Here is a 25,921-nt window from a genome sequence, read left to right on the forward strand (position 1 = left end):
GGGTGCCCCCCCCCCGTTGGGGGCCGCCCCCCCCCCCCCCCCCGCGGGGGCGGGGGGGGGGTCCCCCCCCCCCCCCCCCCCCGGCCCCTTTTGGGCTCCGGCTACCAGAGGCTGGTGCGCAGCACGATCTCGGTGGCCAGCTCGTGGGCGCCCTCGGTGGCGACGTTGTCGACCTCCAGCGGGACCACCCGGAATTCGCCGTAGACGAAGCGGCCCGACGCGTCGGCGGTGGCCCGCGGCAGGCTCTTGGTGACGAGCATGGTGACGGGCAGCTCCAGCGGCGGACAGGCCGGATCGGGCGCGTTCCCGTCGGCGTCGGGCACCGCCGGATGGCCGTGATCGGCGACGACCAGGCTCATGAACCGGCCGAACCGGCCCGCGCACAACCGCCATGCCAGCTCCGCGCCCGCGCCCCGGCCTGCGACGTTGACATACGGCAGTTCCAGCTCGTCGAGAATGGCGTGGATCGCCGCCGGGTCCAGCCCCTCGACCGATTCGGGGACGACCGTCTGCAGGTCGGATTCGTGCAGCCGCGCGCACACCTGATCGAAGACGTCGGCGGGGTCGTCCGCGCCGGGCAGCAGCAGCACATTGTGCCGTGACTGAGGGCCGTCGACCCGCACCGTCCAAGCTCGGTCACCGACCGCGATCCGCCGAGATTTCATGCCGGTGTACGGTACACGGCTCGCCTGAACGCGGCAGCTCGTTCCGCTCCCCGCGGCCCGTCGATTTCCCCGCGTGTCCTGCGGTTTCCGAGCTCCCGGTGGCGAAATTGCCGACCCTGTCACAGCGCGGGTGAGCGGGTGAGGCGTTGCACGGTCAGCAGGTCGCGGATCGGCGAGACGGTGTGCGGCAGCCAGAGTGCCTGGGTGGGCGCCAGCGGTGGGTCGACGAGATCGACGACGGTGACGCGCCCCGCGAGGGCGGGACCGGCGGGCGCGGTGACGAAGGCGATGTGCTGGTTGTCGGCGACGGCGGTGACAGGCGGGGTGCCCTGCACCCGGTTGACGACGAAGGTGGGCTCGAAACCCGCTCTGCGACAGGTGCTCAGCAGGAAGTCGGTGTAGAACGAGCTGCCCGGTGGTGCCCAGACGATGATCGATTCCGTGCGCAGGTCGTCGATCCGCACCTCCCGCCGAACGGCGAGGCGGTGAGTCGCGGCCACGGCGATCCGGACCGGGTCGTAGGCGATGATCGCCGAGGCCAGATCCGGCGGCATCGCCACCCCGCGCCGCAGCGCCAGGTCGATCTCGCCGTCGTAGAGGGCTCGCGCCAAGGAGTCGGGAAACACCTCGCGCACCGTCACCGACACCTCGGGCAGCTGGGCGCGCACCGGTTCGATCAGCACGTACACCTCCTCGGCGGTGACGGCGGGGGTGTGCCCGATGACGAACGGCCGCGGCGCCGCGGTCCCCGCCTCGTGGGTGCGCTCGGCGAGGCGCGTGGCCGCCGCCAGCAGGACGCGGGCGCCCTCGCGCAGCACCGCCCCCGCCTCGGTCGTGCGCAGCTTGCGGCCGCCGCGGTCGAACAGGCCGACCCCCAGCTGCCGCTCGAGCTGACCGATCGCGGCACTGACGGCCTGCTGTGTCAGATGCAATTCCGCTGCGGCACTGGTGAATCCAGCATGGTCGGCGACGGCGAGGAACTGCTGCAGCCGGTGCAGGTCCAGTGGGCGGCCGCCGAACATCGGAGTGGACATACCGCCACCGTAGTCACAAGTTGTATTTGTGGAAATACCAAAAAGTACTGTTTCCTCTTTGTTCCTCGGGTGCCTAGCGTCGAAGTCACAGACACCGACGAGAGGATTCAACCGATGACAGGCGTGCTGACCGGAAATGTCGCCGTGGTGGCCGCGGGCGCGAAGAACCTGGGCGGGCTCATCAGCACCACCCTCGCCGAGGACGGCGCGAACATCGTCGTCCACTACAACAGCGACGCCAGTGCCGACGAGGCCGACAAGACGGTGGCGGCCGCGCGGGCCGCCGGGGTCGAGGCCGTGAAGTTCCAGGCCGACCTGACCGACCCCGCGAACGTGGCGCGCCTGTTCGACACCGCCGTCGAGGCGTTCGGCCGCGTCGACATCGCCGTGAACACGGTGGGCAAGGTGCTGCGCAAGCCGATTCTGGACACCACCGAAGCCGAATACGACGCGATGTTCGACATCAACGCCAAGGCCGCGTTCTTCTTCCTGCGGGAAGCGGGCAGGCGCCTGAACGAGGGCGGCCGCATCGTCACCATCGTGACCTCGCTGCTGGCGGCGTTCACCGACGGCTACGCCACCTACGCGGGCGCCAAGAGCCCGGTGGAACACTTCACCCGCGCGGCGGCCAAGGAGTTCGCCGACCGCGGCATCACGGTCAACAGCGTGGCACCCGGCCCGATGGACACCCCGTTCTTCTATCCGCAGGAGACCCCGGAGCGCGTGGAATTCCACAAGTCCCAGGCTCTCGGCGGCAGGCTGACCAGAATCGACGACATCGCGCCGCTGGTCGAATTCCTGGTGGCCGAAGGTGGGTGGATCACCGGCCAGACGATCTTCGCCAACGGCGGCTACACCACCCGCTGAGGCTCACCCCGCGACGACGCCCACCGATTCGGTCCGGATCACCGGCAGATCGGTGGGCGCACCGCGCGCGATGAGGGTATCGAGGGCGTCGAGATCGACATGCTGTTCGATCAGATCGGCCAGCAGATCGAGTTGCGCGGCGCGGACGGCGGCCACCGAGGTGTCGGGGGCCGGACGGAAGCCGGTGCGGCCCGCGCGGGCGGCGACCTGGGTGAGCCAGGCGCGACGGAATTCGTCGGACTCGAGCAGTCCGTGGACGTGGGTGCCCCAGATCGCCTCGCGGACACTGCCTTCGGGCGCGCCGTCGATGGTCAGCCAGGGTTCGTCCCCGCTGCGCCGGACACGGCCGTGATGAATTTCGTAGCCGCCCACCGGGATCGGGCCCGCACGGCCGGTGACCTGCCGCGCGATCTTCGGATCGGCGAATTCGATCTCCAGCTCGAACAAGCCGAGACCGTGGGCGATACAGGGCACACCGGTGCCCGCGACGGGGACCGGTTCGACAGGGCGGGCCGACGGCTGGTACTCGATCCCGTCGACGATGCGCTGGCCCAGCATCTGGTAGCCGCCGCAGATACCGAGAATCGGACGGCCCGCAGCCGCGCGGACACGCAGCGCTTCGTCGATTCCCTTGGCGCGCAGCCATTCCAGATCCGAGATGGTGGACTTGGAGCCGGGCAGGACGACCAGGTCGGCGGTGGCCAGCTGGTCGGGACCGTCGGCCCAGCGCACCGCTACGCCGGGCTCACAGGCCAGGGCCTCGATGTCGGTGGAGTTGGAGATGCGGGGCAGGCGGACGGCGGCGACGGTGAGCCATTCGGTGCCGTGCGGCGGGCCGGGACGGCCGACGGGGGTCCCCGCGACGGTGCCGAGGGAGTCTTCCGCATCGAGCCACAGGTCTTCGGCGAATGGCAGCACGCCGAGTGTGGGGCGCCCGGTCAGCGTGGTCAGCTGGTCGAGGCCGGGCTGGAGCAGTGACACATCGCCACGGAACTTGTTGACGAGGAAGCCCGAGATGAGCCGCTGGTCTTCGGGTTCCAGCACCGCGACGGTGCCGAACAGGTGCGCGAGCACTCCCCCTCGGTCGATGTCGCCGACGACCAGCACCGGCAGCTGCGCCGCGCGCGCCAGCCCCATGTTCGCCAGATCGGTGGCACGCAGGTTGATCTCGGCGGGCGACCCGGCGCCCTCACAGATCACCACATCGAATTCACGACGCAGAGAAGCGAGTTCGTGCGCGACGACTTCACGCAACTGCTGCCTGCGGGTGAAATAGTCCCGCGCGCCGACTGTTCCGATCGCCTTACCCCGCACCACCAGCTGCGAGCGCCGGTCGCTGCCCGGCTTGAGCAGCACCGGGTTGAACCGCACGCTCGGCTCCAGCCCACACGCCCGCGCCTGCAGCGCCTGCGCCCGCCCGATCTCGCCGCCGTCGAGGGTGACGACGGAGTTGTTCGACATGTTCTGCGCCTTGAACGGCGCCACCCGCACACCGCGCCGCGCCAGCATTCGGCAGATGCCCGCCACCACCACGCTTTTCCCCGCGTCGGAGGTGGTGCCCGCGATCAGCAGGGCACCGCGCAACGGGCTCACGGCGAGGTCGGGGTTTCCGTGCTCACCCGGTGACGTGCGCTCCGATCCCGCCGCGCTCACGGCAAGGTGAGGATTTCCGCACCGGTTTCCGTGACCACCAGGGTGTGTTCGAACTGCGCTGTCCAGGAGCGGTCCTTGGTGACCACGGTCCAGCCGTCGTCCCAGATGTCGTAGTCGATGCCGCCGAGGTTGATCATCGGCTCGATGGTGAAGGTCATGCCGGGCTCGATGACCGTGTCGATGTCGGGCTGGTCGTAGTGCAGCACCACCAGGCCGTTGTGGAAGGTGGGGCCGACGCCGTGACCGGTGAAGTCGCGGACGACGCCGTAGCCGAAACGATTCGCGTAGGCCTCGATGACGCGGCCGATCACATTGAGCGCGCGGCCCGGCTTGACGGCCTTGATCGCGCGGTTGGTGGCCTCCTCGGTGCGCTCGACCAGCAAGCGCACCTCCTCGTCGACGTCACCGGCGAGGAACGTGCGGTTGGTGTCGCCGTGCACACCGTGGATGTAGGCGGTGACGTCGATGTTGACGATGTCGCCGTCCTCGATCACGGTCGAGTCGGGGATGCCGTGGCAGATGACCTCGTTGAGCGAGGTGCAGCAGGACTTGGGGAAGCCCTTGTACTCGAGGGTCGACGGGTAGGCGCCGTGGTCGCACATGTACTCGTGCGCGATCCGGTCCAGTTCGTCGGTCGTGACGCCGGGCGCGACCGCCTTACCCGCCTCGGCGAGGGCCTGGGCGGCGATCTTGCTCGCGATCCGCATCTTCTCGATGGTCTCGGCCGTCTGCACCCAGGGCTCGTTGCCTTCCACGGCGGTCTTCTTCCCCACGTACTCGGGTCGCTCGATGGAACGCGGGACGTCCCGGATCGGCGTCTGGATGCCGGGAACGAGGGGCTGACGGGTGCGCACGGACATAGCAGCGAGTGTATCCATGTCCGTCAGGCTCGCGCGGTCACCCGCTCCAGCCGGACGACGATGCCCTTCGAGGTGGGGGTGTTGCTGATGTCGGCGACGCTGTCGAGCGGCACGAGCACATTGGTCTCCGGGTAGTACGCCGCGGCCGAGCCACGACTGGCCGGATACGCCACGACGACGAAGTTCTCCGCCCGCCGCTCGACGCCGTCGTGCCAGACGCTGACCAGATCGACCGTGTCGCGGTCGGCCAGGCCCAGCTCGGCCAGATCGGCCGGATTGACCATGACCACCCGGCGCGCGTGGTGGATACCGCGGTAGCGGTCGTTGTTGGCGTAGGGAACGGTGTTCCACTGGTCGTGCGAGCGCAGCGACTGCAACAGCAGATGCCCGGGCGGCACGTCGAGCGAGATCAGCTCGTTGCGGGTGAACTCGGCCCGGCCGCTCGCGGTCCGGTACACCCCGGTGTTGACCGGGTTGACCAGTCGCAGCCCACCCGGCTCGGCGACCCGCTCGGTGAAGTTCTCGAAGCCGGGCACCACGCGGGAGATCCGGTCGCGGATGGTGTCGTAGTCGTTCTCGAACTCCGCCCACGGGATCGCCGGGTTCTCCCCCAGCGTCCGCCGGGCCAGGCGCGTGATGATCGCGACCTCGCTGAGCAGGTGTGGCGACGCCGGATCGAGCCGCCCGCGTGAGGCGTGGACCTCGCTCATCGAATCCTCGACGGTGACGAACTGTTCGACGCCGGCCTGGATGTCGCGGTCACTGCGGCCCAGGGTCGGCAGGATCAGCGCGGTCTCCCCGCAGACGGTGTGCGAGCGGTTGAGTTTGGTGGAGATCTGCACGGTGAGCGCGCAGCGCCGCAGCGCGGCCTCGGTGACCGTGCTGTCGGGGGTGGCGCGCACGAAATTGCCCGCGACGCCGAAGAACACCTTCGCCTGTCCGTCGCGCATGGCGCGGATGGCGCCGACCGAGTCGAGGCCGTGCTCGGCGGGTGGGGTGAAGGCGAATTCGGCGCCGAGCGCGTCGAGGAACGACTGCGGCATCCGCTCCCAGATGCCCATCGTCCGGTCGCCCTGGACATTGCTGTGACCACGGACCGGGCACACCCCCGCGCCGGGGCGGCCGAGATTGCCGCGCAGCAGCAGGAAGTCGACGATCTCGCGGATGGTCGGCACGCCGTGCTTGTGCTGGGTGAGACCCATCGCCCAGCACACGATGATCTTCTTCGCCCCCAGCACCCGCCGGTGCGCCTGCTCGATCTCGGCGCGGGTCAGGCCGGTGGCTTCGAGGGCCTGGTCCCAGGTGATCGCGCGGGCGTGCGCCGCGAAGGCATCGAAGCCGCTGGTCTGCGTGCGGATGAAGTCGTGGTCGAGCACGGTGCCAGGGGCCGCGTCCTCGGCGTCGAGCAGCAGCCGGTTCAGCATCCGGAACAGCGCGAGGTCGCCCCCGGGCCGGATCTGCAGGAACTGGTCGGCGATCTCGGTGCCGCGCCCGATCACCCCGCGCGGGACCTGCGGGTTCTTGAACCGGATCAGCCCCGCCTCGGGTAGCGGATTGACCGCGATCACGGCGCCGCCGTTGCGCTTGGTCTGTTCGAGCGCGGTCAGCATGCGCGGGTGGTTGGTGCCGGGATTCTGGCCGACGACGAAGATCAGGTCGGCCTGGTGGATGTCGTCGAGGGAGACCGTGCCCTTGCCGACTCCGAGCGTCTGGTTGAGCGCCGACCCGCTGGACTCGTGGCACATGTTCGAGCAGTCGGGCAGGTTGTTGGTGCCGAACGCGCGGGCGAACAGTTGCAGCAGGAACGCGGCCTCGTTGCTGACCCGGCCCGAGGTGTAGAAGAGTGCCTCGTCCGGCGAGTCGAGGCCGCGCAGCGTGTCGGCCATCAGGTCGAAGGCGTCGTCCCAGCCGATGGGCGTGTAGTGGGTGGCGCCGGGGCGCTTGACCATCGGCTCGGTCAGCCTGCCCTGCTGATTGAGCCAGTAGTCGGACTTGCCGTCGAGCTCGGCGACGCTGTGCTCGGCGAAGAAGTCCGCGGTGACGCGCCGGGTGGTCGCCTCGTCGGCGATGTGCTTGGCGCCGTTCTCGCAGTACTCGTTCGTGTGCCGGTGTTTCGGCTCGGGCCACGCGCAGCCGGGGCAGTCGAACCCCTTGGTCTGGTTGATGTTCAACAGGGTGAGCGCCGTGCGCGCGGGCGAGGTCTGCGCCAGCGCGTACTCGAGCGCGTGCGCCACGCCGGGGACCCCCGCCGCCCAGGTCTTGGGCGGCGTCACCGTCAGCTCGTCGTGTGGGTCGTCGATCGAGGTCATGGTCGCCTCTTCCGTGGTGCGGTGCGCGTCGTCACCACCAGCTTGCCGCGCGCACCGCCGATGTCCAAGCTCAGGCCGCGACCGCCGTCACCGGTGCCGGGGCGGCGACGGCCCCCGGGCGGCGCAGCACGGTGAGGCTCACCAGCAGCGCGGCGGCGAGAAGTCCCGCCGCCACGGTGAACGCGAGCCGGTATCCGCTGGTCAGCGCCGCCGCCTCGGACACGCCCGCCGCGAGGTCGGCGGTGGTCCGCGACGCGGCCAGGGTGGACAGCACCGCCACGCCGATCGCCATCCCGACCTGCTGGCTGGTGTTGAACAGACCCGAGGCCAGGCCGGCGTCGTCGGCGGCGGCACCGGACATGCCGAGGCCGGTGAGCGCGGGCAGCACCAGGCCGCCACCGGCGATCGCGACCATCATCGGCAGCAGGTCGGCGACATAGTCGGCCCGCACGGGAAGCCGGGTGAGCCAGAGCATTCCGGCCAGCAGCAGCACCAGCCCGGCGACCAGGACGGCACGGCCGCCGAAGCGGGTGATGAGCCGGGCCGAGACGAACAGCGACACCCCGCCGATCGCGACGGCCGCGGGCAGCATGGCCAGCCCGGTCTGGGAGGCGTTGTAGCCCAGCACCTTCTGTAGATAGAGCGCGACGATGATCTGGAAGGCGAACATGGCCGACAGGGTCAGCATCTGCACCACGTTCGCCCCGGACACCGTGCGGGAGCGGAAGATCCGCAGCGGCAGCAGCGGGTCGCGCGCTGTCGCCTGCCGGAGGACGAAGGCGGCGAGCAGTCCGGCGGCCAGGGCGCCGAGGCCGAGGGTGTGCGCGGAATCCCAGCCGTAGCGTTCGACTTCCACCACGGTGTAGATGCCGAGCATCAGTCCGGCGGTGACCAGCGCCGCGCCGAGCACATCGGCCCCGGCCGCCCAGCCGAGCCCACGATCGGCGGGCAGCGCCTTGATCGCGACCACGAGGGTGAGCACCCCGATCGGCCCGTTGATCAGGAAGATCCAGTGCCAGTTCAACGCATCGGTGAGCACCCCGCCGAGCATCTGTCCGATCGAGGCGCCCGCCGCGCCGGTGAAGCTGAAGACACCGATGGCCGTGGCCCGTTCGCGCGGGCCGGGGAACATCGTCACCAGGATGCCGAGCACGACCGCCGTGGCGATCGCGCTGCCGACGCCCTGCAGGAAGCGCGCGGCGACCAGCACGGCCGGGCTCGTCGCCGCACCGGCCAGCAGCGAGGCGAGGGTGAAGACGACGGTGCCAGTGAGGAACATCGTCTTGCGGCCGATGAGGTCACCCAGGCGGCCCGCGAGCAGGAGCAGGCCGCCGAAGGCGATCAGGTAGGCGTTCACCGTCCAGCTCAGGCCGGCGGGGGTGAAGCCGAGGTCGTCCTGGATCGCGGGCATGGCGACGGTGACGATGCTGCCGTCGAGGATGGTCATCAGCGTGGCGGCCGACAGGACCGCGAGCGCGACGCGTTGCGTACTGGTCATAGAAATGACCGTACTAGATAGTTCCGTTGCAGACAATCTATAACGGACTATTGGCGGGCGCGGCGTGCGGGCGCGGCCTCCACCGCGGTCGACAAATGCCCCTCCACCAGGTGATTCAGCGCGCGCAGCAAGGTGTCGCGGTCCGCCTTCGGCAGCGAGTCGAGGGCCGCGCGGTGCACGCCGTCGACGATGTCCGCACTGCGGGCGGCCAATTCGGCGCCCGCGGGCGTCACCGCGATGATGCGGGCCCGTCGATCCGTACTGGACGGCTTACGCTCGGCGAGGCCCGCCTTCTCCAGCGCGTCGACGGTGACGACCATCGTCGTCTTGTCCATATCGCCGAGTTCGGCGAGCTGTACCTGCGTCCGCTCGGCCTCCAGGGCGTGCACCAGTACGCAGTGCATGCGCGCCGTCAGTCCGATCTCCGCGAGCGCGGCGGCCATCTGCGTGCGCAACACGTGACTGGTGCGATCGAGCAGGAAGGACAGGTCGGGTTCGGTGCGCGTAGGTGCCAGTGCGGTCATACCGGCCACTATAGTTTTGTCGTAGATAATCCGCATCTATCCCTATTCGTTGACGGGAATCATCGCGGACCACGGTCCGTTTAACCGGGTAGCCGACCGCGACCCGAAAGAGGTTCACATGGAACTGGGGCTGACCACCTTCGCCGAGCTGTACCCCACCGGCGACCGGCCCGCGCCGACCGCCGCCGAACGCCTGCGGCAGGTGGTGGACGAGGCGGTCGCGACCGAAGCCGCGGGCCTCGACGTCTATGGCGTCGGCGAACACCATCGGAAGGATTTCGCGGCCTCCGCGCCCGCCGTCGTCCTGGCGGCCGCGGCGGCGCGCACCGAACGCATCCAGCTGACCAGCGCGGTGACCGTGCTGAGTTCCGACGACCCGGTGCGCGTGTATCAGGACTTCGCGACGCTGGACGGCTTGTCCAACGGCCGCGCCGAGCTGATGGCCGGGCGCGGATCCTTCACCGAGTCGTTCCCGCTGTTCGGCTACGACCTCACCGACTACGACGCCCTGTTCGAGGAGAAGCTCGCGCTGCTTCTGCGGTTGCGCGCGGACGACCCGGTGACGTGGTCGGGCCGCTTCCGTCCGGCGCTGCGCGAGGCAACCGTGTACCCGCGCACCGACGAGCGCCCGCTGCCGGTGTGGATCGCCGTCGGCGGCAGCCCGGAGTCGGTGATCCGCGCGGGCCTGCTCGGACTTCCGCTCGCGCTCGCGATCATCGGCGGTCAGCCGGCCAGGTTCAAGCCGCTGGTCGAGCTGTATCACCGAGCCCTCGCCGAGGGCGGACACGAGCAGCAGCCCGTCGCGGTGCACGCCCACGGCTACGTCGCCGATACCGACGAGCAGGCGGTCGCCGACTTCTACGCGCCGTACGCGCTGGCGATGTCGACGATCGGCCGCGAGCGCGGCTGGGGCCCGATGACGCGCGAGCAGTTCGACGCCCTGCGCTCGCAGAGCGGTTCCCTGTTCGTCGGGACGCCCGACTACGTGGGCGCCAAGATCGCCGACATCCGCGACACCCTCGGCCTGGACCGGTTCATGCTGCACACCAGCGTCGGCACCCTGCCGCCCGAGCAGGTGCTGCACTCGATCGACCTGCTCGGCACGAAGATCGCGCCGCACCTGCGCTGACTACTCGAGCGCCGGCTCGCCTCGCCGGGCGGCCCGGCGCTCCCGTCGACGGCGCAGATATCGCCGGATCCTGCTGGCGCACAGATAGACCACCCACAGCCCGACCGCCAGCAGGATCGCCGCGATCACCGCCGCCAGGACCGGGAAGAACACGGCGAGCGTGAGGATGCCGCCGACGCCCAGGTCCTCGGCGGTGCTGACGACGATATTGGAGGCCGGCTCCGGCGAGGTGTTGATCGCCATCCTGGTTCCGGCCTTGACGATGTGACTGGCCAGGGCCGTGGTGCCGCCGACCGCGGCGGCGAAGAGCGTGGGCAGCGAATCGTCCTGTCCCGCGATCAGCGCCGAGACCACCGCGCCCGAGGCGGGCCGGACCACCGTGTGCACGGCATCCCAGAACGAGTCGAGATACGGGATCTTGTCCGCGACCGCCTCGATCAGGAACAGCACGCCCGCAGCGACCAGCACATCGGTGCGCTCGAGCCCCGGCGGCACGTCGTCGGTCCACCCGATCCGGCCGAACAGCCCGAGCAGGAACACCACCGCGTACGCGTTGATCCCGCTGGCCCAGCCCGCGGTGAAGATCAGAGGCAGTACCGACACGCGCTCAGCCTAAGCCCGCCGGCCGACAACACGCCGTAGCCGCCACCGCGCCCGGAATCTAGCAACGCTAGACAGACGTCCACGCACGGTGCTACCGTTGCTCCAGTTTCTAGCGTCGCTAGATCCCAGGAGAGGGAAAGCCGACATGCTCGTTGTCACCGGCCAGATCATCGCCGTCGTCGCCGTTCTCGCGAACGCCGTCGTCTACGGCACCGACATCAGCTGCGCGCTGATCACCAGGTCCGTCTACCGCAAACTCGACGACGCGACCGTGACCATGAGCGCGGGCTGGGGTCACTACTACGGCGATCGCCGGATGCCGATCTTCGGCGCCGGCGGCATCGTCACCGCGGTGCTCACCCTGCTGATCGCCCTGTGGGCCGGACAATTCGGCGCCGCCGTCGCGGCCGCGATCACGGTGGCGGCGCTGCTGACCTGGCTCGCGCTGTACGCGCGCATCGCCAAGCCGATCAATACCGCGCAGACGGCAGCCGCGCAGAGCGGCGTCATCCCGGCCGATGCCCGTGCGCTGCAAGACAAGTGGGACAGCATCCTGAAATACCGCGTCACCCTCCAGGCCATCGCCCTGACCGGCCTGTGCGCCGCCCTCATCCTGTTCTGAGATCGACCACCACCCGCGCCGCCGGGGACGGCTCGATTCGTGGCCCACACACGTATGGGCAGATTCCCGGAAGTCATCGCGCCGGCGCTCGGTGCCGATGACGCCCTGGAGCCACGACCAGATCTCGGCTGAGCGCGATCAGCGAAAAGTCGAGGTGACCGACGTTGTTACCGTTGAGGCATGGTCAGTGCGGTATCGGCTCGGCGGCGCGAAGAACTGCGTGATTTCCTGCGCTCGCGACGGGAGCGGATCGGACCGGCCGAGGTGGGTCTGCCCGTGGCGGGAAGGCGGCGGACCCCCGGGCTGCGGCGGGAGGAAGTCGCGATGCTGGCAGGGGTGGGGGTGTCCTGGTACACGTGGCTGGAGCAGGGGCGGGAGATCACGGTGTCGGGGGAAGTGCTCGACGCGGTGGCCCGGGTGTTGCGGTTGAGTGAGCCGGAGCGGGGGCATCTGTATCTACTCGCGGGGCTCAATCCGCCGCCCGCAGGCGGGACCATCGGAACGGAAGTGACCGTCGAGGTCCGGCAGCTGATCGACGGGTGGGAGCGCGGACCCGCCGTGGTGCGGGATCGGTACTGGAACATTCTGGCGTTCAACGCCCTCGCGGGACGCGTCTTCGGGTGCGACGACGGGGAACCGCACAACTGCCTGGTCACCTTCTTCACCAGCCCCCGTTACCGGGAGCTGCCCGACCTGTGGGAGAGCGCGGCGCCCGGTGTCGTCGCCGCCTACCGCGCCGACGCCGCCCTCGCCCCGCGCGACGACGAATTCCACCGGGTGGCAAGGGAACTTGCCGCTGTCGACCCGGAGTTCGCGAGCCTGTGGGACCGCCACGAGGTCGATGTCCCCGCTCAGGCCGTCAACGCCCTGCGCCACCCCGAGGTCGGCGACCTGTTCTTCGACGCGACCACCCTCACCATCGCCGACCACCCGAATTGGTCCCTGGTTCTGTACAACCCGAAACCGAATACCGACACGACCGACCGCCTCGCCCGTCTCCCCCTGCTGCGCCTCACCGAATCCGCCTGACGACGCCGGATCGCCGCGCGGAGGCGGTTCAGCCGCCGTGTCCGCCTGCCGCGCTCACCTGCCGACCGGGCTGCAGGACACTGATACACATCCGAGCGCAGTCGGCGGCGAGGTCCGCGGAGGTCATGGTGACCACGCCGGCGAGCCATCCTTCGATGATCTGGTTGACGCCGCCGGTGATGAAAAGGCTCGCCCGGCGTAGCAGGTCGGGGTCGGGGGCGAATCCGAGGGCCTCCGGGGCGTACTGGACGACCAGGTCGGCGACGGTATCGATCGCGTCGTGTCGCCGCTGCGCGAGTTCGCCGACGCCGTGGGGATCACTGGAGATGATGCGGTGCAGGTGCGGGTCGGCGGCGACGGTGTCGAAGAACGCCTGGAGCGCGGCGGTGAGGCGCGCTTCCGCGGCCCCGGTGCTGGAGAGCCCGGCACGCACCATCGCGGCCAGGAGTGTGTCCCGGACCTCGTCCGCGATCGCGACCAGGAGTTCGTCGCTGTTGGCGAAGTGTTCGTAGAAGTACCGCGGCGTGAGCCCGGCGGCCTTGCACACCCCACGGACGGTGACCGACGCGATACCCGACTCGCCCCAGAGCGCCGTCGCGGCGGCGAGCAAGCGGACTCGGCGGCCCGCGCTGCGTTCCGCGGCGCTGAGGCCGCCGTAGGTGCGGGGCTCGTCGGTCATTGACAGCAGTGTAGCGACCCCTTACCGTCTGATAACGCACGTGTTCAGAACACAAGCGTTATCAGATCGATTCAAGGGAGAATCGCGATGTCGACGACGCAATCCAGTCCGGGCCTGACGCCCTATCAGCAAGTCACCGCCCCGCTGCTCGACGAGCACGACTACCGCCTCACGCAGATCGACGGCATGCTTCCGCGGGAGCTGACCGGAACGCTGTACCGCATCGGCCCCGGCAAGTACCAGGTCGGACGCACCCTGCTGCACAACATCTTCGACGGCGACGGCATGATCTCGCAGTTCGTCCTCGACGGCCGCTCGGTCCGGTTCCGCAACCGCTACGTGCGCACTCGGCACTTCGAGCACGGTCAGCGGTCCAGCACCGTCCGGTTCCGTGGCGTCGGGGATCAGATTCCGGGTGGGTTCTTGGCCAACATCGGTCGCCTACCGGAGAACGTCGCGAACACGAACATCGTCAACTTCGGCAACGAACTGCTGGCCCTGTGGGAGCTCGGCAACCCGCATCGGATCGACCCGGAAACCCTCGACACGATCGGTATCACCGACTTCGGCGGACGGCTCGGCTACCTCGGTGCCTTCTCCGCGCACCCGAAGTGGGATCCGGTCACCGGCGACATGTACAACTTCGGTCTCGACCTGCTCCCGACACCACGGATCCGTACCTACCGGATCACTCGCGCCGGCCGGCTGACCAAGCTCGCCACCGTCCCGATGCTCGACCTGCCCTGGAACCACGATTTCGCGTTGACCCAGAAGTACCTGGTGTTCGTGCTCGACCCGATCATGCCCGATATCGGCAAGATCGCGCTGTCGACGACCTCGTTCGTCGACGCGCTGGAGTTCAAGCGCGGCAAGGGAACCCGGTTCGTGCTGGTGCCGAGGGACGGCGGCCGGGTCCGCATCGTGGAGCACGAGGCGCTGCTGCACGTCCACTTCACCAACGCCTACGACGACGGGGACGACGTCGTCGTCGAGCTCCCGCGCCTGGAAACCGACTGGGACAAGCTGCGCACCATGACGGGGATGGTCAACCGCACCGACCTCGGCATCCCCGAGTACCCGGACTCCACGCTCGTGCAGTACCGGATCACCAGGGACGGCCGGATCATCGAGAACCCGCTGACCGACCGGTCCGGTGAATTCCCGCAGTTCGACTGGCGCCGCGGGACCCGCAGACACCGCTACACCTATTTCGCCGGGAAAGGCGGGCCCGCGCGACTGTTCAACTCGGTGGTCAAAGTCGACACCGAGACCGGCCAGGTGACCAGCTGCGACCTCGGTCCCAGTTCGGTCGGCGAGCCGCTGTTCGTCCCCCGCGGCCGCGACGCCGCCGAGGACGACGGCTGGCTGCTGGCGTTGAACCACCACCTCGACGAGGACCGCTCCCAGCTCGTGGTCTTCGATGCCAGAGACCTCGAGCGGGGTCCGCTCGCCACCGCCTGGCTCGATCATCACATCCCCTGGGGTTTCCACGGCACCTTCAACCGCCGGATCGCCGCACCCGAGGAGCCGGTGCCCACCCCGGAGCAGGTGCTGTGACCGGGAGAGTGGTGGTGGCACTCCCCTGATAACCGCGCACTGTCTGTTCGGTCGGTGCCGGGTCACGCTGAAGCCATGACGCACAACAGATTCGACGGCAAGACGGCGCTGATCACCGGCGGTAGCAGTGGCATGGGGCTGGCGACGGCTCATCGCCTGCTCGCCGAGGGGGCGCGGGTCGTGGTGACCGGTCGCGACAAGGACCGCCTCGACCGGGCGCTCGCCGAACTCGGGGGCGACGTGCACGCAATCGCGGGTGACGTCACCGACCTCGACGCCGTGGACGACCTCGTCGCCGCCGTCGCGGAGCGGTTCGGGCAGCTGGATGTGCTGTTCGCGAACGCGGGGATCGGCTCGTTCCAGCCGATCGAGCAGGTGACGGGCGGGCTGTTCGACGAGGTGATGGGCGCCAATGCGAAGGCCGCGTTCTTCACCGTCCAGAGGGCACTGCCGATCATGCCCGACGGCGCCGCGATCGTCATCAACGCCTCGTTCGGGCTGCACCGCGGGGTGCCGGGCGCGGCGTTGTATTCGGCGAGCAAGGCCGCCGTCCACAATCTGACCCGCACGATGGCCGCGGAATTGGCGCCGCGTCGCATCCGGGTCAACTCGGTGAGCCCCGGTTACATCGACACTCCGGCCTTCCGCGCGGAACTCTCGGAGGCGGCGCGGCAAGGGGTGGCGAGCCTGGCCCCCGCCGGTCGTGTCGGAACCGCCGACGATGTGGCCGCGGCGGTCGCCTTCCTGGCCTCCTCCGACGCGGCCTACGTCAACGGCCACGACCTGCGCGTCGACGGCGGCCTCACCGCGGTCGACGCCGCGGCCCTCCTGTAGCGGCGGATCGGACTCCGCCGCTACCGCGCCGGGCCGGATCCGCCGTCGGGTGCCGACCTCCGGCTGAGGCGGGCCGGGTCACACCCGACCGCGACCCGGCGCGCCCCCGCTCAACGCAGGGCGGCGCGTCCGCGTACCCGTCCGAGCACGACCAGCACCACCAGCGTCACCGTGACGAGAACCGTCGTGCCCGCCGCCGCGTCGAACACCTCACCGCGGTCGGTCTGCGCGAAGATGCTGACCGGCAGGGTCTTCCAGGTGGCGGGATAGACCATGATGGTAGCCCCGAGCTCGCCCATCGACAGCGCGACGGCGAGGCCGGCGGCGGCACCGAGGGCGGGCAACAGCAGCGGCAGCGTGATCTGGCACAGCACCCGAACCGGTCCTGCGCCGAGGGATTCGGCGGCCTGGCGGTAGGCGGGGTCGAGGCGGTCCAGTGCCGCCGAGACCGCGCTGAACGCGTAGGCGAGCACGAGGACGGTGTGCGCGAGAATCACGATCCACTTGGTGCCGCCGAGCAGCAGCGGCTGGTCGTTGAACGCGATGAGCACGCCCAGACCGACGGCGACCGACGGCACCGCCACCGGCAGGTGGAACACCGCGTCGGTGACCTTGCGCAACCAGCCCGGCGCCTCCCGGGAGGCCAGCGCCGCCCAGGTGCCGACGACCAGCGACACCGCGCTCGCCAGCAGCGCCGTCTGCAGACTGACCGACAGGCTCGCGGCCTGCTCACCGCTGAGGGCATCGCCCAGATTGGTGAGGCCGAGATCCGACGGCAGCGGACCGGTCCAGCTGCCCGCCAGGGCGGCCGCGACCACGGTGGCGATCGGTGCGACGAATACCACCGTCACCACCAGCGCGAACACAGCGAGCACGAGGGCTTTGCCCCGGGGAGTCCACAGGAGCACGATCAATCCCCCTTCGAGCGGGAGCGGGTGAACCGGGCGAAGACGAACCGGTAGGTCAGGTACAGGGTGAGCGAGAGCAGCACCTGCACCGAGGCGAGGACGGCGGCGCCGGGCAGGTCGAAGGTGACGATGCCGCGGGTGTAGATGAGCGCGGGCAGGGTGATCACGCCCTTCGCTCCGGTGAACAGCACGATGCCGAACTCGTTGAGCGTCAACAGCAACACCAGGCTGCCGCCCGCCGCGAGCGCGGGCCACGCCTCTGGCAGCACCACCTGCCGCAGCACCCGCCACGGCGAGGCGCCGAGACTCGCCGCGACGTCGAGCTGCTCGCGCGGCAGCTGTGCGAACGCGGCCAGCACCGGACGCACCACGAACGGGGTGAAGTAGGTGATCTCGGCCAGGATCACCCCGAGCGGCGTGGTGAGGAAGTCGATCACGGGTGTGGTGGCGCCGGTCAGCTCGGCGATGAGGGCGTTGATCGCGCCCGCTGTGCCGTAGAGGAACGTGAAGGCGAGGGTGATCAGGAACGAGGGCAGCGTGAGGATCGTATCGATCAGCCTGCCGACCACCCCGGAGCCGGGGAACGGCACGAACGCGAGCACGATGGCCAGGAAGGTGCCGAGCACCAGGCAGCCCACCGTGGAGCAGACCGCGATGGACACCGTGCGCCACAACGCGTCCCGGAACGCCGCCGACCCGAGCACGTCTGCCCACACCTCGGTGCCGCGGCCGGTGGGGGTCTGGGTGGACTCGGTGAGCACCCGCGCGATCGGGTATCCGGCGATGCCGAGGACGACGAGGACCGGCGGCAGCGTCCACAGGATCGGCAACCAGGAGCGTCCCGGCGCGCGATGTTCCGGCTCCACCGGCGGGGCGACGGGAACGATCGCGGTCATCGCACGACCCCGCTCGCCGTCGGGTGCTCGGGCCCCGGGTGCGAGAGCATCGCGACACCGCCGACGAACCGGCGCACCCGGCCCCGGACCATGTGCGGCACAGGGTGATTCATGACGCAGCCCCGTCCTGAGCCGCCGCGCCGACGGGATTCGGAATGAGCACGCCCGCCAAATCCGGCAACCGCACCCCCACGACCCGGCCGGCCTCGGCCTCGAAGTGGCCGGGCACGTCGGCGGCCAGGTCCACGGACAGCCCGTCGACCGCGAGCACCACCCGGGTCGAGGCGCCACGCCAGACCACACTGGACACGGTGGCGCGCAAGGCGTCCCGCTCCCCCACCGCGCCGACCGTCACGGTATGCGGGCGGATGCAGAGCAGCGCGGGATCGTCGGGCGCCCAGTCGGCGCGACCGACGCCGGGCCGGGGAGCCTCCGCGCGCAGGGTTCGGGTGCCTGCGGTGACCAGCGCGGCGGTGCCGGTGATGTGATTCACCGTGCACGGCACCAGATTCGCGCCGCCGAGGAACGCGGCCGTGAAGTCGGTGGGCGGCCGCTGCCACAGGTTCTCGGCGGTGTCGATGTCGACCAGCCGCGAGTCACGCATGACGGCGATCCGGTCGGCCAGGGCCAGCGCCTCGGCCTGGTCATGGGTGACATACAGCATCGCCGTGTCGGGCAGGGCCTTGCGTAGCTGCTGCAGCTCGCCGAGCATCGAGTGCCGCAGCTGCGCGTCGAGCGCGGCGAGCGGTTCGTCGAGCAGCAGCACCTTGGGGCGGATGGCGAGCGCGCGGGCGATCGCCACTCGCTGCTGCTGACCACCGGACAGCTCGCGGGGCAGCCGCTTCGCATATCCGGCCATCCCGACCATGTCCAGCGCCTCGGTGACCCGCGCGTCGATCTCACCGCGCGGGACCCGGTGCGATTTCAGCCCGAAGGCCACATTGCTGTGCACGGTCATGTGCGGGAACAGCGCGTAGGACTGGACGACGACCCCGATCCCCCGCTTCGCCGGCGAGAGATCGGTGACATCGCGCCCACCCAGCCGGACCGCGCCCGAGGTGGGCCGGACGAAGCCGGCCAGCGCCTTGAGCGCGGTCGACTTGCCCGACCCACTCGGGCCGAGGAGCGCGACGGTCTCGCCGACGGCGACGCGCAGCGTGAAATCGGCCAGCGCGACGGCGGCCTTGCGGCCCCTGCCGTAGCTGACCCCGACCCGGTCGAACACGATCGCGGGCTCGTTCGTCGTGGCCGTCCCGGCGGAGGCGGCGGTAGCGGACTTCATGCGGACTTCACCGTCGGACATCGTCAACTCCCTTGTCGCAGCGCCGGTGTCAGCTGCCGGTGGCCTTCTGGTACGCCGCGAGATCGGCGTCCAGCTCGGTCAGTACCTTGTTCCAGTCGACCGGAACGACCTCGACACCCTTGATGGTGGCGGCCGGACCGCCCTCGGCGGGTGCGGCGACATCGGTGCGGGCGGACACGGCGAAGGCCTCGGGGCCGAGCTTGCTCTGCGCGTCGGGGGCGAGCAGGAAGCTCATCAGCTTCGCGGCGTCGTCCTTGTGCGGCGCGCCCTTGGCCAGGCCCATCATGTAGGGCACCGACACGGTGGAACGCTTGCCGTCGGCGACCGGGAAGAACACCGAGAACTTCGAGCCCTTCTCCTTGACCGTGGTCAGGTTCATCTGCACGTCGCCGTTGGCGATCAGCAGCTCACCCTTGTCGACCTTGGCCTGCAGCTTGCCGGTGGACGAGGACGGCCCGACGTTGTTGGCCTGCAACGCGGTCAGGTAGTCCAGCGCGCCCTGCTTGCCGCGCAGCTGCTGGAGCAGCACGAGCACCGCGGTGCCGTCACCGGCCTGGCCGGGCGTGGAGTACTGCAGCTTGCCCTTGTACTCCGGCTTCAGCAGGTCGTCCCAGGTCAGCGCCGAGGCGTCGACCGCGGGGTTGGCGATGAAGCACAGGTAGTTGTTGGCCATCGTCACGAAGGTGCCGTCGGCGTCCTTGTCGGTGACCGGGATCGCGGCGGTGTCGATGCCGCTGGGCTGCAGCAGGCCCGACTGCTTGGCCTTCTGGATGAACGGCGGCAGGGTCACCACCACGTCGGCCTGCGGGTTGGACTGCTCCTTGTCGACCCGGTTGACCACCTCGCCCGAGCCCGCCTCCACCAGGTTGACCGCGATGCCGGTCTCCTTGGTGAACTCGTCGAACCGGTTCTTGTACCAGCCGCCGACACCGTCGGCGGAGTACACGGTGACGGTCTTGCCGTCCGCGGATTCGGTGCCGGTGCCACCACAGGCCGCGGTGAACGCGACGGCGGTGACCCCGGCCAGCAGCAGCGCGGCCCTGGACAGGCGGCGCGCGGTGAAGGAAGTACGCACGATTACAGCAACTTTCGTCTCGATGTCGAGGGGAATCGCAGGGACGGTGGATCGCAGGAGGAACGCCGCGGCGGGGTACCGCGACGCGAGTTCAGTGGGCCTGGACCAGCGCGGGGAAATCGGCGACCGAGGCGACGACGTGCGTCGCGCCCGCCCCGCGCAGCTGCTCCTCGGTGTGCGCGCCGGTGAGCGTGCCCGCGACGATGCCCGCGCCCGCGGCGAGGCCGGTCGCGATGTCGCTGGTGGTGTCGCCGAGCACGGCGATCCGGTCGACGGCGTCGACGCCCAGGCGCAGCGCGGCGGTGAGCACCATGTCCGGGAACGGACGGCCGCGGCCTGCGTCCGACGGCGCGAGCGTGAGGTCGACCAGGTCGGTCCAGCCGAGTGCGGCGAGCAGCTTGTCCTGGGTGCCGCGGCTGAAACCGGTGGTCAGCGCCACCCGCACGCCCGCGTCGCGCAGCGCCGTGATCGCCTCGACGGCACCGGGAATCGGCGCGATGTCAGCGTCGTCGACGAGCGCGTCGTAGGCCGCCTCGAACGCCAGATTGGCCGCCTGCGCGCGGTCCTCGTCACCGAGCAGGGCCCGGAACACCTCGATCTTGGACTGGCCCATGGTGTCGACGACGTAGCGGCGGGCCTCGTCGCGACGCGGGCCCTCGGCCTCGATCCCGGCGGCGGTCGCCGCCTCCTCGAAGGCGCGCAGCACCAGGCCGCCGTCGGCCACGGTGGTCCCGGCCATATCGAGAACCGCGAGCTGAATCGTGTTGTCCGGCACGGTCTTCCTCACAGTCCGAGCTGGTCGGCGGTTTGCTCGCCGATGGCGGGTCCGAGTGTCATGCCGCGCCCGCCGGGGCCGGTGACGACCCAGACGTTGGTGTCGGCACGCACCCGGGTGACGATGGCGTCGGGATCGACGCTCTGGCTGTAGACGCCGGCCCAGCGCCGCACGATGGGCGGCAGCTCGCGGCCGAGCAACTCCTCGGTGACCTCGGTGAGGTGCTCATAGGGCGCCTCGTCGACGTCGAAGGCGAACGGCTCGGTGTACTCGTGCGTGTCACCGATGGTCAGGCCGCCGTGCAGGCGCTGCACGCACAGCAGCTGCATCTTGTGCTCGGCGGCCGTGGCGGTCTGGGATTGTTCCGCGGCGAGCGAGTCCACCTCGGCGCCGGCGAAACCCGGGTAGTAGCGGAAGCTGTCGCCATCGGCGATCGCGGTGGTCAGCGACTCGCCCAGCGGTGCGGTCTGCATCATCTGCAGGCGAACCCGGCGCACCGGCAGGTCGCCGGCGAGTTCGCGGGTGAGTCCCGAGTGCGCCGCGCCGGGGCAGTGCACGACGAGATCGGCCTCGTGCCTGCGGCCCTGGTCGTCGAGGACGACGGCGCCCGATCCGGTGTCGAGCACCGAGCGCGCCTCGGTGCCCTCGTGGAAGGTGTAGCGACCACTCGCGGCCATATGGGCGCGCAGCGCGGGCAGCGCCTGACGCGACTCGACGGCGGCGTCGGTCGAGCAGTGCAGTCCCGCGAGGTATGTGCCGCGCAGCGCGGGGTTGAGCGCGCGCACCTGGTCGGGCTCGAGCAGGGCGAAGCCACGATCGGTCGCGGTCGGCCCCGCCGCGGCGGCTTCGGCGACCGCGAGCTCGGCGGGCGTGCGGACCAGCGTGATCGAACCCGCAGGACGGAAGCCGACACCGGCGACCCGGCCGCCGATCTCCTCCCACAGCTCGCGCGACCGCAGGGTCAGCTCGAGCTCACCCGCCGCCCGTCCGGACACCCAGACCAGACCGAAATTGCGGACCGTCGCACCACGGGCCTCCCGCTCGCGTTCGAGCTGGACGACCTCGTGCCCACGGGCGATCGCCGCCCAGGCGTGTGCGGTGCCGAGTATCCCTCCACCGATGATGACCAATCGCATGGCACCGATACTGACAAATGGTCTAGACCGATGGGTGTGGCCCGAGCGAACGCTGGGTTAACAATTGGTATAGACCAATTCATGTACGCTGGGGCCATGGACGCGCCGACCACGACGACCCGAGTTCCCAAGGTCTTCCTCGTTCGCACCGAGATCGACGCCATCCTGGCCGAACTCGACGAAGGCGACCCGGTGCCATCGGAACGCGACCTCGCCGCCAGGTTCGGCGTCGCTCGCGAGACGGTGCGCCAGGCACTGCGAGAGCTGTTGGTGGAGGGCAGGATTCGCCGCCGGGGCCGGGGCACCGTCGTCTCCAGGCCGAAGCTCACCCAGCCGTTGTCGCTGCGCTCCTACACCGAGGGCGCGCTCAGCCTCGGCCGCACACCGGGCCGCATCGTCGTCACCTGGGAGGACGTCCCCGCCGACGCGGAGACCGCCACCGACCTGGAACTGGAACCCGGCACGCGGGTGATGCATCTGGAACGCGTGCTGCTCGCCGACGGCGAGCGCATCGGACTGGAGAGCACCTACCTGCCCCTGCACCGCTTCGCCGGCCTGCGCGGCGGCTACGACCCGACCACCTCGCTGTACGCGGCGATCCGCGCGACCGGCGTCGAATTCGCCGGTGCGCGAGAGCGGATCGAGACCGTACTCGCCGCGCCGCGAGAGGCGGGTCTGCTCGAATGCACGACGGCGCTGCCGATGCTGCTGCTGCACCGGCGAAGCGTCGACGCGAACGGAGCGCCCATCGAGCGGGTGCGCTCGCTGTACCGGGGTGACAGGATCGCCTTCGAGGCGCTGCTGTCACCCGAGCACACGTGAGATGACTACTGCTCCGGCAGCCTTCGCCGCCCGCCTGCCACATCGGTGACGAGGTCGGTATAGCCGTCGACCAGCTCGGCGAGGTGGTACCAGTGCTTGTGCGTGCTGTCGCTGCGCACCCCGTCGAGATCGATGGCCTGGTTGGCATCGACCCAGCTGCGCGCCATCCGGTCGACCACGGCGCCGAGGCTCTCCGTGTGCAGCGACGCGCCACTGCGGTGCAGCGGGATCTCCTGCACGATCCAGTCGTTGATATCGTCGACGAGTTCGCTGCGGCGGCAGTCGATCTCGGCGATCAGCGCGGCGTCACGCACCTGTGCGCGCCGCTCGTGCAGCTCGGCGAGCGCATGCGCTGAGCGCAACAATTCACGGTCCTGAAAACGCCTGCCCTGGAATGCGCACAACAATTGCGGCGCAGTCGGCAGTACCCCCATCACCGGCGCGCTCATCGCAACGCCCCGAATTCACCCGACACCCAAGATTTGTGTACCAACATGATTGGCTCTCGATTCGGTTATCCCGGTCTTCTGTTCGGCTTGCTCGCAACCAGGCTAACTGGATCATGCTCGCTCCCATAGCGAAACGCAAGATTGCGTTGTCACTCCTGCAGTAAAGCCACCCTGACAGAACCTGTGGTCACATCGAGCCCATCCGGGCCGATCGCGTGACATCCGGGCCGCACAGCGCAATAATGCGAATCACCAAGCGCGCCAGAGGCGAAGGGGAACCATGGCAGGCAAGCGCACGACACTGACCGTCCGGCTCCGTCGGCTCGCCGCGATGCTCCGCGAGTTGCGCGAAAGCGCCGGGCTCACCAAGGAAGATGTCAGCGCTCGAACCGGCATCAACGTCACCACGCTCTATCGCATCGAAATGGCGCAGGCCCGCCCGCAGCGCCGCACCCTCGGCGCGATGCTCGACCTGTACCAGGTCACCGACAAAACGCGCGAAGAAGCGCTGAGCCTGCTCACCGACGCACTCAAACCAGGGATGTCACACGCCTACGAAGGCGCGCTCTCCGATGTCTACGCCACCTACATCAACTTCGAGGCGGAAGCACTTTCCGCGCGCCAGTACCAGACATCGACGGTGCCCGGCCTGCTGCAGACCTTCGACTACGCCGCAGCGGTGATCGACACCTCGATGCCGCGCCTGGACGCGTCGGTGATGGAGAGCAGGGCCAAGGCCAGGATGGACCGCGCGGTCAACCTGACCAAGGACGACCCGCTCGAGCTCTGGGTGGTGATGGACGAGGCGGCGATCCGCAGGGTCGTCGGCGGCCCGGCCACCATGATCGGCCAGCTCGACCGGCTGCTGCTCGAGACCAAGCGCAAGAACGTGATCCTGCAGGTACTGCCGTTCGACGCGGGCGCGCACCCCGGCATGGCCGGTTCGTTCACCCTGCTCGATTTCCGCAATCCGGTCGACCCCGAGCTGGTGTACGTGGAGAGCATGTCGGTGCACGATCTGGTGGAGGGCCATTCCGAGATCCGCCGGTTCGGCGTGATCTTCGACCAGCTGCGCGCGATGGCGCTGAGCCCGCGCGACTCCGCGGCACTGATCCAGCAGGCGCGCGACGACATCGCCGCGCGCGCCGAGCGGCAGAAGTAGCGCTCAGCGGACCGATCGCGCCTGCGCATCGGCCGCTGCCGACGCCAGCACCTCGGCGATCGCCGGCATGCATGCCGGGTCGAGCAGCTCGTCGTGCGTGGCGTCGAGCACGATCGCGGTGACGGTGCCCTCGACGTAGGGCCGCCAGTTCCGCAGTACCGCCGCCGGGTCCACCCCTGACCCGCGATTCGCGACGACGACCGTCATGTCGCCGGGCAGCGTCGCCGGAATGTGCCCGGCCGTCGCCCGCGCCATCGCCCCGGCCGCCGCGGCGATGCGGTCGATGTCGGCGCCGGTGAGCTCCACGGTTCCGGCGAGTGCGGACACGACGCGCGCGGCCGCCGCCTCGGCGGTGAGGTCGCCGGTGGCCGCACCGGTGCCGAACACCGGCCCGAACCTGGCCACCAGCTCCCCCGCGGATGGACCGGATCCCGCCACGGTGGCCCGCTCGGCAGGTGCGGTCACTGTCGATGCCCGGATTCCGGGATCGGCACCGAGCACGACGAGCCGCACCCCCGCGCCCGCCGCGCCGAGCACGCAGGCGATCTCGTGCGCGACGAAGCCGCCCGCCGACCAGCCGACCAGCTGGTACGGACCGTGTGGCGAGATCCGCCGGATCTCGGTGACATACCGGGCGGCGTACTCGCCCACCGTGCGCGGTCGCGGTCCGTCGGCCTCCGGCGGCTGCAATCCGTAGACCGGAACGGCCGGGTCGATGTGTCCGAGCAGCGCGGCGAAGCTCCAGGCCGGTCCGGCCTCACCCGCCAGGCAGAACAGAGGCGCGCCGTCGACCGGGCCGCCGCGCGGGCGCAGGGGCAACACGACCGACAGTGCCGACGCGCCCGCTCGTCGGTCGCCGGCGGGCTCGACCGGACAGTCGTGCCGGTGCGGCCACGCGCACGCCGGGTCATCCGGGGAACCGGACGCGTCGCCGTGAGTGCTCACACCACAGGATACGTCGGGCGAAACAGGGATCGTGCCAACACTTTCCGGGGCTTTCAGTAGGTGTGGGCGGGCAGGCGGCGCACGCCGGCGCGCAGATCGTCGACCAGACGCTGATAGCTGTCGGCGAGGTCGTCGAGGCGCACCCACTCGTCGTAGTAGACCGCGTCGGGCGCCCCGGCCAGCGCGCCGAACGCCTGGGCACTGTGCCCGGCCATGCGGTCGACCAGCCCACCGAGCGTCTCGCAGTGCTCGTCGGCCGCGGCGAAGGGCACCGGCGCCGCCAGGATGACCCAGCGGTCGATGGCCCGCATCAGCCGGGTCCGCCGTCGCTCGAGCGCGGCCGACTCGCTCAGCGGCGTCCGCTCCCGCAGTTGGTGCAGCACGGCCAGTTCACCCGCGGCGTCCAGCAGGGGGTGGTCATCGTGTGGCAAACCACGGATCGCCGCGAGGATCAGATCGCGATCGGGCAGCAACGTCGCCGGTGCCGCGCGCCGCACCGCCTCGCGGGGCGCCGAACCGGCGACGTCATCGCGCGAAACCTTCATCCGGCTACCTCCGATCAGGCACGACACCACGGGTGCGGGTGT

The 25,921-nt window shown here is 70.0% G+C and carries 26 protein-coding genes; 8 read left to right on the forward strand and 18 right to left on the reverse strand.

From position 1 onward, the window contains the following. Positions 1-101 precede the first annotated feature (101 nt). Both QH270_RS22945 and QH270_RS22950 read right to left on the reverse strand, forming a co-directional pair. A complete protein-coding gene (locus QH270_RS22945) occupies positions 102-665 on the reverse strand; it encodes an alpha/beta hydrolase (RefSeq protein WP_280346024.1) in 564 nt (187 codons plus the stop codon). Between the two features lie 119 nt (positions 666-784). Then, positions 785-1,699, reverse strand: a complete 915-nt coding sequence (locus QH270_RS22950; protein WP_280346027.1) for a LysR family transcriptional regulator — start codon at positions 1,697-1,699, stop codon at positions 785-787. A gap of 114 nt (positions 1,700-1,813) precedes the next feature. Between QH270_RS22950 and QH270_RS22955 the strand changes: the two genes are divergently transcribed. Further along, a complete protein-coding gene (locus tag QH270_RS22955; RefSeq protein WP_280346034.1) occupies positions 1,814-2,566 on the forward strand; it encodes an SDR family oxidoreductase in 753 nt (250 codons plus the stop codon). Positions 2,567-2,569: 3 nt separating this feature from the next. Here the strand turns inward: QH270_RS22955 and QH270_RS22960 are convergent, their stop codons facing one another. From QH270_RS22960 to QH270_RS22980, 5 genes are all read right to left on the reverse strand, one after another. Further along, the gene (locus QH270_RS22960) at positions 2,570-4,150 is read right to left on the reverse strand and encodes a cobyric acid synthase (RefSeq protein ID WP_280346133.1); all 1,581 of its coding nucleotides are present in this window, start codon (positions 4,148-4,150) and stop codon (positions 2,570-2,572) included. 65 nt (positions 4,151-4,215) lie between these two features. Continuing rightward, positions 4,216-5,079 (reverse strand): type I methionyl aminopeptidase, encoded by an 864-nt coding sequence (gene map / locus QH270_RS22965; protein ID WP_280346044.1) that lies wholly within the window; start codon positions 5,077-5,079, stop codon positions 4,216-4,218. Positions 5,080-5,102: 23 nt separating this feature from the next. Next, complete coding sequence (locus tag QH270_RS22970; protein ID WP_280346046.1) at positions 5,103-7,388, reverse strand: FdhF/YdeP family oxidoreductase; 2,286 nt, start codon at positions 7,386-7,388, stop codon at positions 5,103-5,105. A 70-nt stretch (positions 7,389-7,458) separates the two neighbouring features. Further along, complete coding sequence (locus tag QH270_RS22975; RefSeq protein ID WP_280346049.1) at positions 7,459-8,886, reverse strand: DHA2 family efflux MFS transporter permease subunit; 1,428 nt, start codon at positions 8,884-8,886, stop codon at positions 7,459-7,461. A gap of 47 nt (positions 8,887-8,933) precedes the next feature. Beyond that, positions 8,934-9,410, reverse strand: coding sequence for a MarR family winged helix-turn-helix transcriptional regulator (locus QH270_RS22980; RefSeq protein ID WP_280346051.1), 477 nt, complete (start codon positions 9,408-9,410; stop codon positions 8,934-8,936). Between the two features lie 118 nt (positions 9,411-9,528). On the opposite strand from QH270_RS22980, the gene QH270_RS22985 reads away from it, so the two are divergent. After that, positions 9,529-10,539 (forward strand): Atu2307/SP_0267 family LLM class monooxygenase, encoded by a 1,011-nt coding sequence (locus tag QH270_RS22985; RefSeq protein ID WP_280346053.1) that lies wholly within the window; start codon positions 9,529-9,531, stop codon positions 10,537-10,539. Here QH270_RS22985 and QH270_RS22990 read toward each other — a convergent pair whose 3' ends face one another. Continuing rightward, positions 10,540-11,142: a DUF4126 domain-containing protein gene (locus tag QH270_RS22990; protein WP_280346054.1), complete on the reverse strand. Its 603-nt coding sequence runs from the start codon at positions 11,140-11,142 to the stop codon at positions 10,540-10,542. It lies immediately after the preceding gene. Positions 11,143-11,287: 145 nt separating this feature from the next. On the opposite strand from QH270_RS22990, the gene QH270_RS22995 reads away from it, so the two are divergent. Together QH270_RS22995 and QH270_RS23000 are read left to right on the forward strand one after the other, a co-directional pair. After that, on the forward strand, positions 11,288-11,764 hold the full coding sequence (locus QH270_RS22995; RefSeq protein WP_280346056.1) for a DUF1772 domain-containing protein: 477 nt from the start codon (positions 11,288-11,290) through the stop codon (positions 11,762-11,764). A gap of 180 nt (positions 11,765-11,944) precedes the next feature. Next, a complete protein-coding gene (locus QH270_RS23000; RefSeq protein ID WP_280346057.1) occupies positions 11,945-12,793 on the forward strand; it encodes a helix-turn-helix transcriptional regulator in 849 nt (282 codons plus the stop codon). 28 nt (positions 12,794-12,821) lie between these two features. Here QH270_RS23000 and QH270_RS23005 read toward each other — a convergent pair whose 3' ends face one another. Further along, entirely contained in the window at positions 12,822-13,472 is a 651-nt protein-coding gene (locus QH270_RS23005; protein WP_280346059.1) for a TetR/AcrR family transcriptional regulator, read from the reverse strand. Between the two features lie 87 nt (positions 13,473-13,559). Here QH270_RS23005 and QH270_RS23010 point away from each other — a divergent pair, with 87 nt between their 5' ends. Continuing rightward, positions 13,560-15,029 (forward strand): carotenoid oxygenase family protein, encoded by a 1,470-nt coding sequence (locus tag QH270_RS23010; protein ID WP_280346062.1) that lies wholly within the window; start codon positions 13,560-13,562, stop codon positions 15,027-15,029. A 75-nt stretch (positions 15,030-15,104) separates the two neighbouring features. Continuing rightward, entirely contained in the window at positions 15,105-15,863 is a 759-nt protein-coding gene (locus tag QH270_RS23015) for a glucose 1-dehydrogenase (RefSeq protein ID WP_280346064.1), read from the forward strand. A gap of 110 nt (positions 15,864-15,973) precedes the next feature. Here the strand turns inward: QH270_RS23015 and QH270_RS23020 are convergent, their stop codons facing one another. From QH270_RS23020 to QH270_RS23045, 6 genes are all read right to left on the reverse strand, one after another. Further along, positions 15,974-16,771 (reverse strand): ABC transporter permease, encoded by a 798-nt coding sequence (locus QH270_RS23020; protein WP_280346067.1) that lies wholly within the window; start codon positions 16,769-16,771, stop codon positions 15,974-15,976. Between the two features lie 2 nt (positions 16,772-16,773). Continuing rightward, positions 16,774-17,667, reverse strand: a complete 894-nt coding sequence (locus QH270_RS23025; RefSeq protein WP_280346069.1) for a 2-aminoethylphosphonate ABC transporter permease subunit — start codon at positions 17,665-17,667, stop codon at positions 16,774-16,776. 109 nt (positions 17,668-17,776) lie between these two features. Beyond that, positions 17,777-18,970 carry an ABC transporter ATP-binding protein gene (locus tag QH270_RS23030; RefSeq protein ID WP_432420412.1) on the reverse strand — a complete coding sequence of 398 codons (1,194 nt, stop codon included), beginning with the start codon at positions 18,968-18,970 and terminating at the stop codon, positions 17,777-17,779. A 28-nt stretch (positions 18,971-18,998) separates the two neighbouring features. Then, positions 18,999-20,045: a 2-aminoethylphosphonate ABC transporter substrate-binding protein gene (locus tag QH270_RS23035; protein ID WP_432420413.1), complete on the reverse strand. Its 1,047-nt coding sequence runs from the start codon at positions 20,043-20,045 to the stop codon at positions 18,999-19,001. A gap of 91 nt (positions 20,046-20,136) precedes the next feature. After that, complete coding sequence (locus QH270_RS23040) at positions 20,137-20,820, reverse strand: phosphonatase-like hydrolase (protein WP_280346071.1); 684 nt, start codon at positions 20,818-20,820, stop codon at positions 20,137-20,139. An 8-nt stretch (positions 20,821-20,828) separates the two neighbouring features. After that, entirely contained in the window at positions 20,829-21,956 is a 1,128-nt protein-coding gene (locus QH270_RS23045) for a TIGR03364 family FAD-dependent oxidoreductase (protein ID WP_280346073.1), read from the reverse strand. A 96-nt stretch (positions 21,957-22,052) separates the two neighbouring features. Between QH270_RS23045 and QH270_RS23050 the strand changes: the two genes are divergently transcribed. Then, the gene (locus tag QH270_RS23050; protein ID WP_280346075.1) at positions 22,053-22,778 is read left to right on the forward strand and encodes a GntR family transcriptional regulator; all 726 of its coding nucleotides are present in this window, start codon (positions 22,053-22,055) and stop codon (positions 22,776-22,778) included. 5 nt (positions 22,779-22,783) lie between these two features. Here the strand turns inward: QH270_RS23050 and QH270_RS23055 are convergent, their stop codons facing one another. Then, on the reverse strand, positions 22,784-23,143 hold the full coding sequence (locus tag QH270_RS23055; RefSeq protein WP_110035845.1) for a DUF4254 domain-containing protein: 360 nt from the start codon (positions 23,141-23,143) through the stop codon (positions 22,784-22,786). 364 nt (positions 23,144-23,507) lie between these two features. Between QH270_RS23055 and QH270_RS23060 the strand changes: the two genes are divergently transcribed. Further along, positions 23,508-24,389, forward strand: coding sequence for a helix-turn-helix domain-containing protein (locus QH270_RS23060; protein WP_280346077.1), 882 nt, complete (start codon positions 23,508-23,510; stop codon positions 24,387-24,389). A 3-nt stretch (positions 24,390-24,392) separates the two neighbouring features. Here the strand turns inward: QH270_RS23060 and QH270_RS23065 are convergent, their stop codons facing one another. Next, complete coding sequence (locus QH270_RS23065) at positions 24,393-25,334, reverse strand: thioesterase domain-containing protein (RefSeq protein WP_280346080.1); 942 nt, start codon at positions 25,332-25,334, stop codon at positions 24,393-24,395. 53 nt (positions 25,335-25,387) lie between these two features. Further along, positions 25,388-25,879: a hypothetical protein gene (locus QH270_RS23070; RefSeq protein ID WP_280346082.1), complete on the reverse strand. Its 492-nt coding sequence runs from the start codon at positions 25,877-25,879 to the stop codon at positions 25,388-25,390. Positions 25,880-25,921: the final 42 nt, after the last annotated feature.

The organism is Nocardia neocaledoniensis, from assembly GCF_029868625.1.
Taxonomy (GTDB): domain Bacteria; phylum Actinomycetota; class Actinomycetes; order Mycobacteriales; family Mycobacteriaceae; genus Nocardia; species Nocardia neocaledoniensis_A.